At 74.4% G+C, this 15,087-nt stretch carries 17 protein-coding genes; 12 read left to right on the plus strand and 5 right to left on the minus strand.

Annotated elements, in window-relative coordinates; translation table 11 throughout:
* From ABZS66_RS54475 to ABZS66_RS54485, 3 genes are all read right to left on the minus strand, one after another.
* Positions 1-222: hypothetical protein (locus tag ABZS66_RS54475; protein WP_354771637.1), on the minus strand; the 222-nt coding region annotated here is incomplete at its 3' end.
* Positions 219-1,205 carry a xanthine dehydrogenase family protein subunit M gene (locus ABZS66_RS54480; protein ID WP_354771639.1) on the minus strand — a complete coding sequence of 329 codons (987 nt, stop codon included), beginning with the start codon at positions 1,203-1,205 and terminating at the stop codon, positions 219-221. The genes ABZS66_RS54480 and ABZS66_RS54475, both read right to left, overlap by 4 nt.
* Positions 1,202-1,705: a 2Fe-2S iron-sulfur cluster-binding protein gene (locus ABZS66_RS54485; protein ID WP_354771641.1), complete on the minus strand. Its 504-nt coding sequence runs from the start codon at positions 1,703-1,705 to the stop codon at positions 1,202-1,204. The genes ABZS66_RS54480 and ABZS66_RS54485 overlap by 4 nt, the downstream gene beginning before the upstream one ends.
* A 107-nt stretch (positions 1,706-1,812) precedes the next feature.
* Between ABZS66_RS54485 and ABZS66_RS54490 the strand changes: the two genes are divergently transcribed.
* Positions 1,813-2,781 carry a zinc-binding dehydrogenase gene (locus ABZS66_RS54490; protein ID WP_354771643.1) on the plus strand — a complete coding sequence of 323 codons (969 nt, stop codon included), beginning with the start codon at positions 1,813-1,815 and terminating at the stop codon, positions 2,779-2,781.
* On the opposite strand, the gene ABZS66_RS54495 is transcribed toward ABZS66_RS54490, so the two are convergent.
* Positions 2,767-3,192 carry a rhodanese-like domain-containing protein gene (locus ABZS66_RS54495; RefSeq protein WP_354771645.1) on the minus strand — a complete coding sequence of 142 codons (426 nt, stop codon included), beginning with the start codon at positions 3,190-3,192 and terminating at the stop codon, positions 2,767-2,769. The two genes, ABZS66_RS54490 and ABZS66_RS54495, sit on opposite strands and share 15 nt — an antisense overlap.
* 72 nt (positions 3,193-3,264) lie before the next feature.
* On the opposite strand from ABZS66_RS54495, the gene ABZS66_RS54500 reads away from it, so the two are divergent.
* Genes ABZS66_RS54500 through ABZS66_RS54520 form a run of 5 tightly spaced genes read left to right on the plus strand, consistent with a single transcriptional unit; the run spans position 3,265 to position 7,369 of the window.
* Positions 3,265-4,227: a helix-turn-helix domain-containing protein gene (locus ABZS66_RS54500; protein ID WP_354771647.1), complete on the plus strand. Its 963-nt coding sequence runs from the start codon at positions 3,265-3,267 to the stop codon at positions 4,225-4,227.
* A gap of 11 nt (positions 4,228-4,238) precedes the next feature.
* Positions 4,239-5,033 (plus strand): ABC-2 family transporter protein, encoded by a 795-nt coding sequence (locus tag ABZS66_RS54505; RefSeq protein ID WP_354771649.1) that lies wholly within the window; start codon positions 4,239-4,241, stop codon positions 5,031-5,033.
* On the plus strand, positions 5,026-5,814 hold the full coding sequence (locus ABZS66_RS54510) for an ABC-2 family transporter protein (protein ID WP_354771651.1): 789 nt from the start codon (positions 5,026-5,028) through the stop codon (positions 5,812-5,814). The genes ABZS66_RS54505 and ABZS66_RS54510 overlap by 8 nt, the downstream gene beginning before the upstream one ends.
* Positions 5,811-6,740: an ATP-binding cassette domain-containing protein gene (locus tag ABZS66_RS54515; RefSeq protein WP_354771653.1), complete on the plus strand. Its 930-nt coding sequence runs from the start codon at positions 5,811-5,813 to the stop codon at positions 6,738-6,740. The genes ABZS66_RS54510 and ABZS66_RS54515 overlap by 4 nt, the downstream gene beginning before the upstream one ends.
* On the plus strand, positions 6,737-7,369 hold the full coding sequence (locus tag ABZS66_RS54520) for a hypothetical protein (protein WP_354771655.1): 633 nt from the start codon (positions 6,737-6,739) through the stop codon (positions 7,367-7,369). Before ABZS66_RS54515 ends, ABZS66_RS54520 begins: the two co-directional genes overlap by 4 nt.
* On the opposite strand, the gene ABZS66_RS54525 is transcribed toward ABZS66_RS54520, so the two are convergent.
* Positions 7,352-8,212, minus strand: a complete 861-nt coding sequence (locus tag ABZS66_RS54525) for a Dyp-type peroxidase (RefSeq protein ID WP_354771657.1) — start codon at positions 8,210-8,212, stop codon at positions 7,352-7,354. The genes ABZS66_RS54520 and ABZS66_RS54525 overlap by 18 nt on opposite strands.
* A gap of 101 nt (positions 8,213-8,313) precedes the next feature.
* Here ABZS66_RS54525 and ABZS66_RS54530 point away from each other — a divergent pair, with 101 nt between their 5' ends.
* The 6 genes from ABZS66_RS54530 to ABZS66_RS54555 form a co-directional block, all read left to right on the plus strand.
* Positions 8,314-9,177, plus strand: coding sequence for an ABC transporter ATP-binding protein (locus ABZS66_RS54530; RefSeq protein ID WP_354771659.1), 864 nt, complete (start codon positions 8,314-8,316; stop codon positions 9,175-9,177).
* Positions 9,178-9,915: an ABC transporter permease gene (locus ABZS66_RS54535; protein WP_354771661.1), complete on the plus strand. Its 738-nt coding sequence runs from the start codon at positions 9,178-9,180 to the stop codon at positions 9,913-9,915.
* A gap of 13 nt (positions 9,916-9,928) precedes the next feature.
* Positions 9,929-11,032, plus strand: a complete 1,104-nt coding sequence (locus ABZS66_RS54540; protein WP_354771663.1) for a sensor histidine kinase — start codon at positions 9,929-9,931, stop codon at positions 11,030-11,032.
* A 478-nt stretch (positions 11,033-11,510) separates the two neighbouring features.
* Positions 11,511-12,119, plus strand: coding sequence for a response regulator transcription factor (locus ABZS66_RS54545; protein WP_354771665.1), 609 nt, complete (start codon positions 11,511-11,513; stop codon positions 12,117-12,119).
* 526 nt (positions 12,120-12,645) lie between these two features.
* Positions 12,646-13,653, plus strand: a complete 1,008-nt coding sequence (locus tag ABZS66_RS54550; protein WP_354771667.1) for a LacI family DNA-binding transcriptional regulator — start codon at positions 12,646-12,648, stop codon at positions 13,651-13,653.
* Positions 13,654-13,675: 22 nt separating this feature from the next.
* On the plus strand, positions 13,676-15,087 hold a 1,412-nt coding region (locus tag ABZS66_RS54555; RefSeq protein ID WP_354771669.1), incomplete at its 3' end, for an FAD-dependent oxidoreductase.

The following is a 15,087-nucleotide window of genomic DNA, read 5'->3' on the forward strand; positions in this document are numbered from 1 at the left end:
CACGGCGCGCCCCCCGCCGAGCGCGCGCGCGGGCTGGGTGTCCACCGTGGACACCCAGCCGGCGGCGACCGTCGACAGCACCGGCCAGGCGTAGACGGCGCCCGGCACCGGGTGGTCGACGGCGTACGGCGCGTGGCCGGTCACCTTGTCCCGGGCCTCCAGCCGCGGCTGGGCGACGCCGATGCTGCGCACCTCCCCCGGGCGGATCCGCGCGATGCTCACCAGCTCGCCTCCGTCATGCTCCGCAGGACCGCCACCGTCAGGTTGCGCAGTAGCGGGACCTTCCAGCCGTTGTCCGGCAGCGGCCGCGCGGCGAGCAGCTCCTCGTCGGCGCCGCGCTCGAACGTGTCCACGGTGGCCGGCGCGCCGCGCATCGCGCGCTCCGCGGCCCAGGCCCGCCACGGCAGGTGGGCCACCCCGCCCCAGGCGATGCGCACGTCCCGGACCGTGCCGTCGCGCACGTCGAGGGCGGCCGCGACCGAGCCGGCGGCGAACGCGAACGACGCGCGGTCGCGGACCTTGCGGTAGGTGGAGCCGGCCGCCATCGGCAGCGGTGGCAGTACCACACCCGTCACCAGGGCACCGCGGGGAAGGTTGGTGTCGCGGTCGGGCCGGTCGCCCGGCCGCCGGTAGAGGTCGTGGACGCTGATCCGGTCGGGCCCGTGCGGGCCGAGGAACTCCACCTGGGCGTCCATGATGGACAGTGCCACGGCCAGGTCGGAGGGGTTGGTGGCGACGCACTGCCGGGAGGCGCCGAGGATCGCCAGGTCGCGGTGCTCGCCCTCGATCGCGGCGCAGCCGGCGCCGGGCTCGCGCTTGTTGCACGCCTTGGTGACGTCCTGGAAGTACCGGCAGCGCGTGCGCTGCAGGAGGTTGCCGCCGAGCGTGGCGCGGTTGCGCAGCTGCCCGGACGCGCCGGAGAGCAGGGCGAGCGACACCGCGGGGTAGCGCTCGCGCACGGCCGGGTGGGCGGCCAGGTCGCTGTTGGAGACCAGCGCGCCGGCCCGCACGGCGCCGTTCGGCAGCGTCTCGACGTCGCGGTACGGCAGGTCGCCGACGTCCACCACGACCTCGGGCGCGCTCACCCCGAGCTTCATGAGGTCGACGAGGTTGGTGCCGCCGGCCAGGTAGACGCGGCCCGGGCGGGCCATGGTGGCCACCGCGGCGGCCGGCTCGGCGGCGCGCTCGTAGACGAACGGCTTCATCGACCGACCGCCTCGGCGACGGCGGCGACGATGTTCACGTAGGCACCGCAGCGGCAGATGTTGCCGCTCATCCGCTCGCGGATCTCGTCCTCGGCGCTCACGTCGCCGGTGCCGGTGAGGACGCTCGGCCAGCCCTGCTCGAGCTCGTCGAGCAGGCCGACGGCCGAGCACACCTGGCCCGGCGTGCAGTAGCCGCACTGCAGCGCGTCGTGCTCGGCGAACGCCTCCTGCACCGGGTGCAGCCCGTCGCCGGCGTTGAGTCCCTCGACGGTGGTGACGGCGGCCGCGTCGACGCTGACCGCGAGGATGAGGCAGCTGTTCACCCGCCGCCCGTCGAGCAGCACGGTGCACGCCCCGCACTGCCCGTGGTCGCAGCCCTTCTTGGTGCCGGGCAGCCCGAGCTCCTCACGCAGCACGTCGAGCAGCGTGGCCCGGTTGTCCGTGCGCAGCTCCTGCCGCCGCCCGTTGACGTGCAGCGTCACGTCGCTCGTCGTTCGCATGTCGCCCACGACCGGCGTGCTGCCCGCCCCGCACCGGATGATGCCCGGCGGGGTCCGAGATCACCCTTCCTTGACCTCAAGTGCACTTCAGGTCCGACGCTGGGTGCATGCGTGCGATCGAGGTGGCCCGGTTCGGCGGGCCGGAGGTGCTGGTGCCGGTGGAGGTGCCGGACCCGCGGCCGGTGCCGGGGGCGGTGGTGGTGGATGTGGCGGCGGCCGACACCCTGTGGGTGGAGACCCGGATCCGGGCGGGGCTCGCCGGGGCCTTCTTCCCGGTCGAGCCGCCGTACGTGCCCGGGGCCGGCTTCGCGGGGACGGTCCGCACGGTCGGCAGCGGCGTCGATCCACAGTGGATCGACCGGCGGGTCGTCGTGCGGACCGGGCACACCGGCGGCTACGTGGAGCGGGCGGCGGTGCCGTGGACCAGCCTGGTCCCGGTCCCGGACGGGGTCGGGCTGCGCGACGCGGCGGCGGTGCTGCACGACGGCGTGACCGCGCTCGCCCTCGCCGACGTGGTGAAGCTCACCGCCGGCGACCGGGTGCTGGTGACGGCCGCCGCGGGCGGGATGGGGGCGCTGCTCGTCCAGCTGGCCCGCGGCCTGGGTGCGACTGTGGTCGCCGCGGCCGGCGGGCCGGCCAAGCTCGACCGGCTGCGCGGGCTCGGCGCGCACGTGCTGGCCGACTACACCGCGCCGGGCTGGACGGACCGGGTGTGGGAGGCGACCGGCGGGCTCGACGTGGTGCTCGACGGCGCCGGCGGCGACTACGGCCGGGCCGCGTTCGACCTCGTCGCCGACGGCGGCCGGTTCTCCGCGCACGGCACCCCGGCCGGCGCGTTCGCGGTCGCCGACCCGGGGGTGGCCCGGGGGCGCGGGGTCACCGCGACCGGCATCGAGGCCGTGCAGCTGGACCCGGAGGCGTTCCGCGCCTACCTCGTGCGGGCGCTCGCAGCCGTGGCCGCCGGCCGGCTGCGGCCGCTCGTCGGGCAGACGTTCCCGCTGGAGCGGGCCGCCGCCGCGCACCGCGCGATCGAGGCCCGCACCGCGGTCGGCAAGACGCTGCTAACAGTCGCATGAGACGGCCCAGCGGGGGGCCGTGAGGTCGTCGGCCGGGCGGTGGTCGCGGCCCGCCGGCGTCTCGAACGTCAGGCCCTCGCGGACCCAGTACTCGTAGCCGCCGAGCATCTCGCGGACCCGGTAGCCGAGCCTGGCGAACTCCAGCGCGGCCCTCGTGGCGCCGTTGCAGCCGGGGCCCCAGCAGTACGTCACGACGTCGGCGTCGCGGGGGATCTCGGCCGGGGCGCGGCCGGCGATCTCGGCGGTCGGCAGGTGCACGGCGCCGGGGACGTGGCCTTGGGCCCAGGCCTGCGGGCCGCGGGAGTCGACCAGGACGAAGCCGGGGGTGCCGGCCTCCAGCAGGGCGTGGACGTCGCTGACGTCGGTCTCGAAGGTCAGGCGGGCGGTGAAGTGGGCGATCGCGTCGGTCATGGCGTCCATGGTCGTTTTTCTGAGGGCGGCCGGGACAGTGGCGGTAACGACGCCGTACGCTAATATCCCGCCATGTTGCGTGTGTCGGTGCTGGCGTACCCGGGGATGTCGGTGTTCGAGACGGGCATCGTGACCGAGGTGTTCGGGCTGCCCCGACCGGAGTTCTCCGTGCCGTGGTACGACCTCGTGGTGTGCGCGCCGTCGGCGGATCCGGTGCCGGTCATCGGAGGTGCGCAGCTGCACACGCCGCACGGGCTGGACGCGTTCGCGGCCGCCGACACCGTCATCGTGCCCGGCGTCGCGGGCGTGCACGGCGACCCGCCCGCGGCGGTGCTCGACGCGCTGCGGCACGCCCATGCGCGCGGCGCGCGCATCCTGTCGATCTGCTCCGGCGCGTTCGCGCTCGCCGCCGCCGGGCTGCTCGACGGGCGGCGGGCCACCACGCACTGGCGCTACGCCGAGGTGTTCCGGCGCCGGTTCCCGGCCGTCGACCTCGACCCCGACGTGCTGTACATCGCCGACGGGCCGGTCTGGACGAGCGCGGGCAGCGCCGCCGGGCTGGACCTGTGCCTGCACGTGGTCCGCTCCGACCACGGCGCCGCGATCGCCAACGCCGTGGCGCGGCGGCTCGTCGTCCAGCCGCACCGCGACGGCGGGCAGGCGCAGTACATCGAGAGCCCCATGCCGCCGGCGGCCGAGGACGACCGGATCGCCGCCAGCATCGCCTGGGCCCTGGAGCACCTGGCCGAGCCGATGACGGTCGAGGGGCTCGCCGCGCGGGCGCACATGTCGCCGCGCACCTACCTGCGGCACTTCGCCCGGGCCACCGGCACCTCGCCGATCCGCTGGCTGATCCGCCAGCGCGTGCAGGCCAGCCTGGCGCTGCTGGAGACCAGCGACGAGCCGGTCGAGCGGATCGCGACCGCCGTGGGATTCGAGACGCCGGTGACGTTCCGCCACCACTTCGCGGGCGTCATGCGCACCTCCCCGTCGTCGTATCGAAATGCGTTTCGAGCCCGGGCGGCTCTGGGGTAGCGTCACGCGTCGTGCCGGTGTGGGGGACGCTCGTCGGGCTGGGCTTCCGGCGCTGGTCGGCCTACCGCACGGCGGCGTTCGCCGGCGCGTTCACCAACACCGTGTTCGGCCTGATCCGGGCCGCCGTCGTGCTGGCCACCGTCGGCGTGGCGGGCGGGACGCTCGCCGGCTACGACGCGCGCAGCGTGGCCACCTACGTGTGGCTCGGGCAGGCGCTCATCGGCCCGGTGCACCTCGGCGCCTGGACCGACCTCGCCCAGCGCATCCGCACCGGCGACATCGCCGTCGACCTGGCCCGGCCGGTCGACCCGATGCTCGCGTACCTCGCCGCCGACCTCGGCCGCGCCGCCTTCCTGTTCCTGCCGCGCGGCCTGCCGCCGCTCGCCGTCGGCGCGTTCGTGACCGGCCTGTCCCTGCCCGCGACGCCGCTGCCGTACCTGCTGGGCCTGGTGAGCGCCGTGCTCGCCGTCGGCGTGTCGTTCGGCTGCCGCTGGCTGCTGAGCCTCAGCGCGTTCTGGCTGCTCGACCTGCGCGGGCCGACCACGCTGTACCTCGTGCTGACCGCCGTCCTCACCGGCCTGGCGGTGCCCGTGCACTGGTTCCCGCCGTGGCTGGCCACGCTCGCCGACGCCACGCCGTTCCCCTCGATGCTCCAGGCGCCGATCGACATCCTGAGCGGGCGGATCACCGGCGGCGCGGCGGTGGCGGGCCTCGGGGTGCAGGCCGCCTGGCTGGCCGGGCTGCTCGCCGCCGGCTCGCTGATCTTCCGGTTCGGCGCGCGCCGCCTGGTGGTACAGGGTGGCTAGCCCTTATCTCACGCTCGTCGCGCTGCGGATGCGGTCCCAGACGGCGTACCGCGGCTCGTTCGCGATCGAGGTCGCGGCCAGCCTCGGGGCGACCGCGACCGGGTTCGCCGAGCTGTACGTCATCTTCGCCAACGTGCCGGTGCTCGGCGGGCTCGACTTCGACGCGGCGCTGCTGGTGTTCGCCCTCGGGCACATCGCGTTCAGCCTCGCCGACCTCGTCGTCGGGCACCTCGACACGCTGCCGAACTACCTGCGGGCCGGGACGCTCGACGCCTTCCTGCTGCGCCCGCTGCCGGTCCTCGCCCAGCTGATCACCGACGACCTGTCGCTGCGCCGGCTCGGCCGTACCGCCGCCGGATCCGTGATCGCGGGCGTGGCCCTCGCCCGGACCGCGCCCGGATGGAGCGTCGCCAATGCCGGGCTCGTCGCGCTGACGATCGTGAGCGGCGCCGCCATCTTCGCCGCCATCTTCGTCAGCGCGGCGGCGGTGCAGTTCTGGATGGTCGACGGGGCCGAGTTCACCTCGTCGTTCGTCTACGGCGGCAGCTACGCGGCGCAGTTCCCCACGAGCATCTACACCGCGCCGCTGCGGGTCCTGTTCACGTTCGTGGTGCCGGCGGCGTTCACCGCCTACCTGCCGGTGCTGACCCTCCTCGGCCTGCCCGGGCCGTTCCCGTCGTGGACCGGCTGGTGTACGCCGGTCGCCGCGGCCGGGGCGTGGGCGGTCGCGCTGCTGGGCTGGCGGACCGGGCTGCGGCACTACACGGGGACGGGATCATGATCATCGAGGTCGAGGCGCTGGAGCGGCGGTTCAAGGCGGTCAAGGCCGTCGACGGGCTCACGTTCGCGATCCCGGCGGGCGCGGCGGTCGGCTACATCGGCGCGAACGGCGCCGGGAAGTCGACCACCATCAAAATGCTGACCGGCATCCTCAAGCCGACCGCGGGCCGGGCCCGCACGTGCGGGCTCGAGCCGCTGCGCCACCGCCGGCAGCTGGCCCGCCGCATCGGCGTCGTCTTCGGGCAGCGCAGCCAGCTGTGGTGGGACCTGCCGCTGCGCGACTCCTACCGGGCCCTGGCCGCAATCCACCGGCTCGACCGGGCGGCCGCCGGGCGCCGCCTGGACGAGCTGGCCGACCGCCTCGATCTCGGGGAGTTCCTCGGTACCCCGGTCCGGCAGCTCTCGCTGGGCCAGCGCATCCGCGGCGAGGTCGCGGCGGCCCTGCTGCACTCCCCGGAACTGCTCATCCTCGACGAGCCGACGATCGGGCTCGACGTGCTGAGCAAGGAGCGCCTGCGGGTGTTCCTCACCGAGCAGCGCGAGCTGCACGGCACCAGCCTGCTGCTGGCCACCCACGACATGGGCGACGTGCACCGGCTCACCGGCCGCATCCTGGTCGTCGACCACGGACGGCTCGCGTTCGACGGCACGCTCGCGCAGCTCGCCGGCCACGTCGGCGCCGAGCGGATCGTGGTGCTCGACCTGGCCGAGCCCGCCCCCGACCTGACCGGGGTGCCCGGCACCCGGTTCATCGGCGCCGAGGCCGGCGGGCTGCGCCAGCGGCTGGCGTTCGCCCCGGGCTCCTCGACCGTCGCGGCGGTGCTGGCCGCGGTGGCCGAGCGGGCCCAGGTCCACGACCTCACGATCGAGGAACCCGACATCGAGGCCGTGGTGCGCCGCCTGTACCTGCTAGGTTCGGCGTCGTGACGATGAGTGGCGGGGACGTCCTGCGGTCGGTGGCGCTGGTCCGGGAAGCCTTCGGCGACGTGCCGGACGACGGCTGGGGCCGTCCGGCGGGCACGCTGACCTGGTCGTGCTGGGAGACGATCGAGCACATGGCGGACGACCTGTTCGCCTACGCCGGTCAGGTGGCGCTGGCCGACCCGCCCCGCGAGACCTACCTGCCGATCGTGTGGCGCACGATGCGCGACGACGGCCCCGCCAGCACGATCTTCGTCGAGGCCACGGGCGGCACGCTCGGCCTGATGCGGGTGCTGGAGGCGTGCGGCACGATGCTGGCCGGCGTCGTCGACTCCGCGCCGGCGGACCGCCGCGGCTACCACCCGTACGGGATCAGCGACCCCGAGGGCTTCGCCGCGATGGGCGTCGTCGAGGTGCTCGTGCACGCGTGGGACGTGGCCGACACCGTGGGCCGAGCGTGGAAGCCGCCGGCCGACCTGTGCCAGGCGGTGCTGGACCGGCTGTTTCCCGGGGTACCGTCGGGCGACGACCCGTGGCAGGTGCTGCTGTGGGCGACCGGCCGCGCCGAGCTGCCCGGCCATCCGGCCCGTGCGGACTGGCGCTGGGACGGGCGCCCCCTAGCCGAGCGCGGCTAGCGCCTCCACCGGCGGGATCACGTAGTAGGCGCCCGTGAGCGGGGTCGTGTAGCGGGTCAGCGCGTCGCGCACCCCGTCGCCGACCCCGGCCATGCGGCGCAGCATCTCGGCGAGCGGGTACTGGCTCGCGCAGAAGCCCACGAACATCGTGCCGTGGTCGCGCACGGTGCCGTACGCCGTGTTCCGCCGGAAGATCTTCAGCTCCTCCCCGTCCTGCTCGATGACCGTGCGGGAGACGTGCGACGTCGGCGGCTGGTGGTCCTCGTCGAGCTCGACGCTGTCGGCCTTGGTGCGGCCGATGACCTGCTCCTGCTGCTGCCGGGTCAGGGCCTCGAAGGCGCCGGTGTCGTGCCGCCACTGCTGGACCAGGACGATGCCCGTGCCGTCGCGCGTGGCGACGCCCGGGGCCAGGCTCCTGGGCGGGTTCTCGGTGCCGTCGATGAATCCCGTCAGGTCGCGGTCGTGGTGGTACATCCAGCCGGTGACCTCGGTGGCGACCGTCGCCACCGGGTCGAGGACGGCGAACGCGGCCCGCGTGTAGTCGAACAGGGCGGTGCGGTCGGCGCCGGCCAGCCACAGCCAGGCGTCGTGCTGGGTGGCGGGCATCGTGAAGCCGTCGGGGCCCACGACCGGCTCGGTGAAGTCCTCGGCGCCGTTGCCCCACAGTGAGGGCCGGATCCCGGCCACCACGTTGACCGCTCCTGTGGCCGGCATCGGCTCGCCCACCGCGTTGAGGGCTCGTCCGAGGTCGTCGATATTGACTCCTGGTCTGAGGTCGAGCTCCAGGTAGACGTGCTCGGCGAGGGCCGCCGCGAAGATGCCGGGCTGTGGGGTCGGGGCCATGGGGGGATGGTACTTACCTCAAGATCGGCAGGACATTTGTCACCGCGGTCGTGAGACGTCCAACTCTGCACGCTTCGTGTGCGCGTTCGTACGGTTTGGTCATGGACGCGGTTGCGCTCGAAAATCTGTCATACGCCTACGGCACAGTGCGGGCCGTGGAGGACGTGTCGCTGCGGATCGCCGCCGGGGAGGTCGTCGCCGTGCTCGGGCCCAACGGGGCCGGGAAGTCGACGACGCTGCTGATGCTGCTCGGCCTGCTGCCGCCGCGCACCGGCAGCGTGCGGCTGTTCGGCCGCCCGCCCGCGGCGGCCGTCGCGGCCGGGCAGGTCGGGGCGATGCCGCAGGTCGGCGGGCTGCTGCCGCACGCCACCGTCGGCGACCTGCTGCGCTTCCTGCACGACGTCTATCCGAAGCCGATGCCGGTCGCCGAGGCGCTCGAGCTGGCCGACCTCACCGGCCTGGCCCGGCGGCCGGCCGAGCGGCTCTCCGGCGGGCAGGGCCAGCGGCTGCGCTTCGCGATGGCGGTCATCGGCCGGCCCGACCTGCTCGTGCTCGACGAGCCGACGGCGGCGCTCGACGTGGCCGCGCGGCGCTCCTTCTGGGCCGCGATGCGCAGCTACGGGCGCACGGTCCTGTTCTCCACGCACTACCTGGAGGAGGCCGACGCCAACGCCGACCGCATCGTCGTGCTCGACCGGGGCCGGGTCATCGCCGACGGCACGGCCGCCGAGGTGAAGCGGCGCGTCGACGTGCGCACGGTGAGCGTCGCCCTGGCCGCGGTCGACTACTCGGTCCTGCCGGGCGTCGTCGCCGTCCACCGCCGCAGCGACCGCGCCGTGCTCACCACCACCGACGCCGACGGGACGGTGCTCGCGCTCGCCGCCGCCGGGCTGCTGCGCGACCTGGAGGTCGGCGGGGCCGACCTCGAGTCGGCGTTCCTCGCCCTGACCGCCCGGGAGGCCTGAATGCTGCCCTACGTCCGCCTGGAGCTGCGCCGGCTGGTCCGCATGCCGGGGCTGCTCATCTTCGCCGTCCTCATGCCGCTGCTGAGCTACCTGCTCTTCACCAACCTCACCACCGTCACCGGCCAGGACCAGGCCACCGCCGCCACCTACGCGATGGTGTCCATGGCCGCCTACGGGGCGATCGGCGCGGTGCTCAACTACGCGTCGGGCCTGGTGCTCGACCGCTCGATCGGCTGGCTGCGCCAGCTGCGGCTGACCCCGCTGCCGCCGGTCAAGGTGGTGCTCGGCAAGGGCGTCACGGCCCTGGCCACCGCGCTGGTGCCGGTGCTCGCGCTGTGCGGGGCGGCGGTCGCCGTCAACGGCGTGTCGCTGCGCCCCGGCCAGTGGCTGGCGATCGTGCCCCTGCTGTGGGTGGGCTCGCTCCCGTTCGCGCTGCTGGGCATCGGGCTGGGCTGCCTGGCGACGGCGCAGACGGTGCAGCCGCTCAATCTCCTGGTGTACCTCGGGCTGTCGATCGCCGGCGGGCTCTGGCTCCCGCTCGACGTCCTGCCCGGGTGGCTCGCCGCCGTGGGCCGGTGGCTGCCGACGCACGCCTACGCCGACATGGCCTGGCGGGTGGCGTTCGGCGGCGCGCCCACAGTGACCGACGTGCTGACCCTCGTCGCGTGGCTGGTGCCGTTCACGGCGCTCGCCGTGTTCGGCTACCAGCGCTCCACCCGCAGCGTCGCGGTGCTGTGACAGGGTGGACGACGTGAGCCAGCGCCGGTGGTGCCCCTCGATCGCGGGGATGATCTGGGTCGCCGTGTGGACGTTCCCGCTGCTCGACACCCTGAGCACGGTGCGCGAGCCGGTCAGCGGCACGGCCCTCGCCCTCTTCTGGGCGCTCTACGTCTACACGACGGCGCTCGGCTTCGAGGGCGAGGAGGTCACCCGCACCAAGCGCACGCTCCACGCGATCGTGGCGGCGCTGGGCCTGACGATCGCCGCCGTCCACGGCTCGCACTGGCTGGTGGTGCTGCTGTTCGTGTCGGTCTGCGGCATCGCCGTCTACGGCGGCACCGCGAAGCCGGTCGCCGCCCTGGGCCTGTTCCTCGCCGCGCTCGCCGCGACCGCCGTGATCGGCCTGGCCCACGGCGTCCCGGTCGCCGAGCTCGCCAGCACGCTGGTCGCCACGGTGCTGTCCTCGGCCCTCGTCGCCGTGGTCCGCCAGCTCAACCGCACGGTCGGCGAGCTGCGGCGCACCCGCGAGGCGCTCGCCGTGGCCGCGGTCGCCGAGGAGCGGCTGCGGTTCTCCCGCGACCTGCACGACCTGCTCGGCCACACGCTGTCGGTCATCGTGGTCAAGGCCGAGGTGGTCCGCCGCCTGGCCGAGCGCGACCCGGCCGCGGCCGCCGCCCAGGCCGCCGACATCGAGGACGTGGGCCGCCGCGCGCTGGTCGAGATCCGCGAGGCGGTGACCGGCTACCGGGAGAGCGGCCTGACGGCCGAGCTGACCCGCGCCCGCGGCGCCCTGTCCTCGGCGGGCATCACGGCGGAGGTCCAGCGCGCGGCCGCCCCGCTGCCCGACCCGGCCGACCACCTGCTGGCCTGGGTCCTGCGCGAGGCCGTGACCAACGTGGTCCGCCACAGCGAGGCCAGGACCTGCACGATCACCCTGACCACGGACAACGCCGCCGCCACGCTGTCGGTGGCCGACGACGGCCGCTTCACGGCGACGACCCAGACCCTGCCGGGCAACGGCTTACGGGGCCTGACGGAGCGCTTACGCGCCGTGGGCGGCACCCTGGAGACGGGCCCACGCCCGGGCGGCGGCTTCACGCTGCAGGCCCACGTCCCCCTGCCCGCGCCCGCATGACCCGGCCGCCCGCTACCTGCGCCCGCCCGCCCACGCCGCCGCCCACGCCCACCTCCCGCCTACGCCACGTCCGCACGACCGCTCCACGGTGCCGGCCCGCACCCACCGCGCCACCGCACCGATCCACGCCATCCCTCGTCCGCGGCGCCGCTCCACAGCTCCGTCTCGCACTCACCGCTCTCTCGCACCGATCCGCGTCCACCCCTCGTGCGCGCCACCGCTGTATGGCTCCGTCCCACGCCCGCCCTTCTCCACATCGCTGCGCACCCACCCCTGTCCGCGCCACAATCGCGCCACCGCTCCACGGCTCCGTCGCGCGGCCGCCCTTCCTCTGCCGCACCGCTTCGCGCCCAACCCCTGCGTCCGTCGCGGCGGCGTGCTGCTCGTCGCGTCCGTTGGGGGTGGCGTCGGGTCGGCGGTCCGGCGGTGGCGCGGCGGGGGTCGCGTATCTTGGGCCCGTGGTTGTAGGCGGGCGGCTGTGACGATCCGGATTCTGCTGGCCGAGGACCAGGGCATGATGCGCGGGGCGCTCGCGCTCCTGCTGGGGCTGGAGCCCGACCTCGAAGTGGTCGCGCAGGTGGCCACCGGGGACGCGGTCGTGCCCACGGCGGTGCGGGAGCGGCCCGACGTGGCGCTGCTCGACATCGAGATGCCCGGGGGTGACGGGCTGACCGCGGCGGCCGAGCTGCGGCGGCGGCTGCCGGGGTGCCGGGTGCTCATCCTGACGACGTTCGGGCGGCCCGGGTACCTGCGGCGGGCGATGGAGGCCGGGGCAAGCGGGTTCCTGGTCAAGGACGGCCCGGTCGAGGAGCTGGCGGCCGCCATCCGCCGGGTGCTGGCCGGCGAACGGGTGGTCGACCCCGCCCTGGCCGCGGCCGCGCTGGCCGCCGGCCCGGATCCGCTCACCGACCGCGAGCGCGACGTGCTGCGCGAGGCGGCCGGCGGCTCGACGGTGGCCGACATCGCCGCGCGGCTGCACCTCTCCGAGAGCACGGTCCGCAACTACCTCTCGGCCGCCATCACGAAGACGGGCACGCGCAACCGCATCGAAGCCGTGGGCGTCGCCCAGTCCAACGGCTGGCTCTGACCCCACCCGCCGACCCGCACCCGCCCGCACCCGCCCAAGGTGCTAGCGCTCCGGGGCTGGCCGCACCCACCCGCACCGCACCCACCCACGCTGCCCGCGCCCGCTCCGCCCACCCGCGCCGCTCGTGCCCCAGGGCAGCCCGCGTCTGCCCTGGGTGCTGCGGCCGCGCCACCCGCGCCGGTCATCGCCGTCGGAGCCGGTCGGGTTGCAGTTGACCTTGGAAACTCTTTGCTGCCCCGACGACAGCAACATTCCACGGTCAGCGAGCCCGGGGGCGAGGCACGCCGAAGCCGGCGGAGTGAATGCCGTCGAGGGCCCGGGCAGCGGGGCTTCCTACCGAACTGGGGGCCGGCGGGGTGGGGGCAGGGTGCACCGACGCGGCGGGGGCGGCGCGCTTCCAGCACGCTAATCCGTATTAGTGCACGGCGCAAGACGGTAACGAAAAGCTCGCACCGCATTGACCTGGACGTGGCCCGGCGCGCAGGATTTGCCGCCAACGGGTGCTGATACGCATTAGTCAACGGAGGTGAGGGCGGCAATGGTCGGGCGGCGGATCACACAGCGGGACATCGCGCGGATGACCGGGGTCAGCCAGGCCACCGTCTCGCTCGTGCTGAACGACCGGGCCGACAGCGGGGTGCGCATCGCGCCCGAGACTCGGCAGCGGGTGCTCGACGCCATCCGGGCCACCGGCTACGTGGCCGACGTCGTCGGGCGGCGGCTTGCCGATCGGAGCAACCGGATCCTCGGCGTCTTCACGTACGAGCCGGTCTTCCCCAGCGCGGCCGCCGACTTCTACCACCCCTTCCTCATCGGCATCGAGGAGCGCGCCGAGGAGCTCGGCTGCGACCTGCTGCTGTTCACCAGCACGCCCGTCGTGGACGGGCGGCGGCGGCTCTTCGAGGGGGACAACCGGATGCGGCTCGCCGACGGCTGCATCCTCCTCGGCCGGTCGATCGACCGGATCGAGCTCGAACGGCTCGTCGCCGAAGGGCATCCGTTCGTGTCGGTCGGGCGACGCGACGGCGACAGCGTGCCGTACGTCGGCGCCGACTACGCGACCGCCGTCGGCGCCCTCGTGCGCAAGGCCGTCGCCCTGGGGCACCGCAGGCTCGCCTACGTCGGGACCGGCGGGCCGGCCGAGTCGCACGCCGACCGGCTCGAGGGGTTCGCCGAGGCGTGCCTGAGCACCGGCGCGGTCGGCGTGCACCACCCGCGGCTCGACCAGGCCGTCCGCGGCGACTTCACCGCGATCCTGCTGGAGGAGCCGGCCGACGCGGGCGAGGCGATCAGGGCGCTGGAGCACCACGGCAAGCCGGAGGTCTCCGTCGTCGCGCTCGGCGAGCCCACCCGCCGGAGCACGACACCGGCACCGAAGGACCTGACCCGGTTCCGCACGCCGCGGCGCGAGATGGGCTGGCAGGCGGCCGACGAGCTCGCCGCGCTCGTCGGCGACCCGGCGAGTGCGCCGGTGCGGCGCCTCCTGCCGTGCGAGCTGGTCGAAGGCGTGACCCTGAGTGCAGTACACCATTGATCAAGGAGTGCATGTGAAGGAGATGTCGGCGGACGTCCTCGTCGTGGGCGGCGGGCTCGGCGGCGTCGCGGCGGCCCTGGCGGCGCTGCGGGCCGGCCGGTCGGTCGTGCTCACCGAGGAGTTCGACTGGCTCGGCGGCCAGCTCACCAGCCAGGCCGTGCCACCGGACGAGCACTCCTGGGTGGAGCAGTTCGGCGTGACGGCGAGCTACCGCGCGCTGCGCGAGGGGATCCGCGCGTACTACCGGCGCCACTACCCGCTGACCGACGCCGCCCGCCGCTGGACCCACCTCAACCCGGGTGCCGGCGGGGTGAGCCGCCTCTGCCACGAGCCGGCGGTGGCGAAGGCGGTCATCGAGGCCATGCTCCTGCCGTACCAGAGCGGCGGCCGCCTCCACATCCTCCAGCCCTACCGGCCGGTCAGCGCCGACACGGACGGCGACCGCGTCACGGCCGTCACCGTCGCCGGCAACGGTCACGAGGTCACGATCACCGCGCGGTACGTCATCGACGCCACCGAGACCGGTGAGCTCCTGCCCCTGACCGGAACCGAGTACGTCACCGGGTTCGAGGCCCAGGAGGAGACCGGCGAGCCGAGCGCCCCGCAGACCGCGCAGCCGATGAACATGCAGGCCGTCTCGGTGTGCTTCGCGATCGACCACGTCGACGGCGACCACACCATCGACAAGCCGGCGAGCTACGACTTCTGGCGCGCGTACACCCCGCCGTTCTGGGGCGGGCCGCTGCTGAGCTTCCGCTCCCCCAGCCCGCGCACCCTGGTGATCGGCGAGCGCGGCTTCACCCCGAACCCCGACGACGACCCGCTGCGGGTCCGCGCCGACCAGCGCCGCGACCCGGGCGACGGCAACCTGTGGACGTTCCGGCGCATCGCCGCGCGGAAGCTGTTCCGGGAGGGCGCCTACGCCAGCGACATCACGCTCGTGAACTGGCCGATGATCGACTACTTCGAATCCCCCGTCATCGACGTGCCTGATGCTCAGCACCACCTCGACAACGCGAAAGAGCTGTCCAGGTCCGTCCTCTACTGGCTGCAGACCGACATGGGCTTCAAGGGGCTGCGCCTGCGCGGCGACGTCACCGGCAGCGCGGACGGCCTCGCCCAGGCGCCCTACATCCGCGAGTCGAGAAGGATCAAGGCCGAGTACACGATCGTCGAGCAGGACCTGTCCCACGCCGTGCGCGGCGACAAGGGCAGCGTCGCCTACCACGACTCGGTCGGCATCGGCATGTACCGCATCGACCTGCACCCGTCGACCGGCGGCGACACGTACATCGACGTCGCGTCCAGCCCGTTCCAGATCCCGCTGGGCGCGCTGATCCCACGCCGGATGGAGAACCTCCTGCCGGCCAGCAAGAACCTCGGCACCACCCACATCACGAACGGCTGCTACCGCCTGCATCCCGTCGAGTGGAA

Source organism: Dactylosporangium sp. NPDC005572 (assembly GCF_040605515.1).
Classification (GTDB): domain Bacteria; phylum Actinomycetota; class Actinomycetes; order Mycobacteriales; family Micromonosporaceae; genus Dactylosporangium.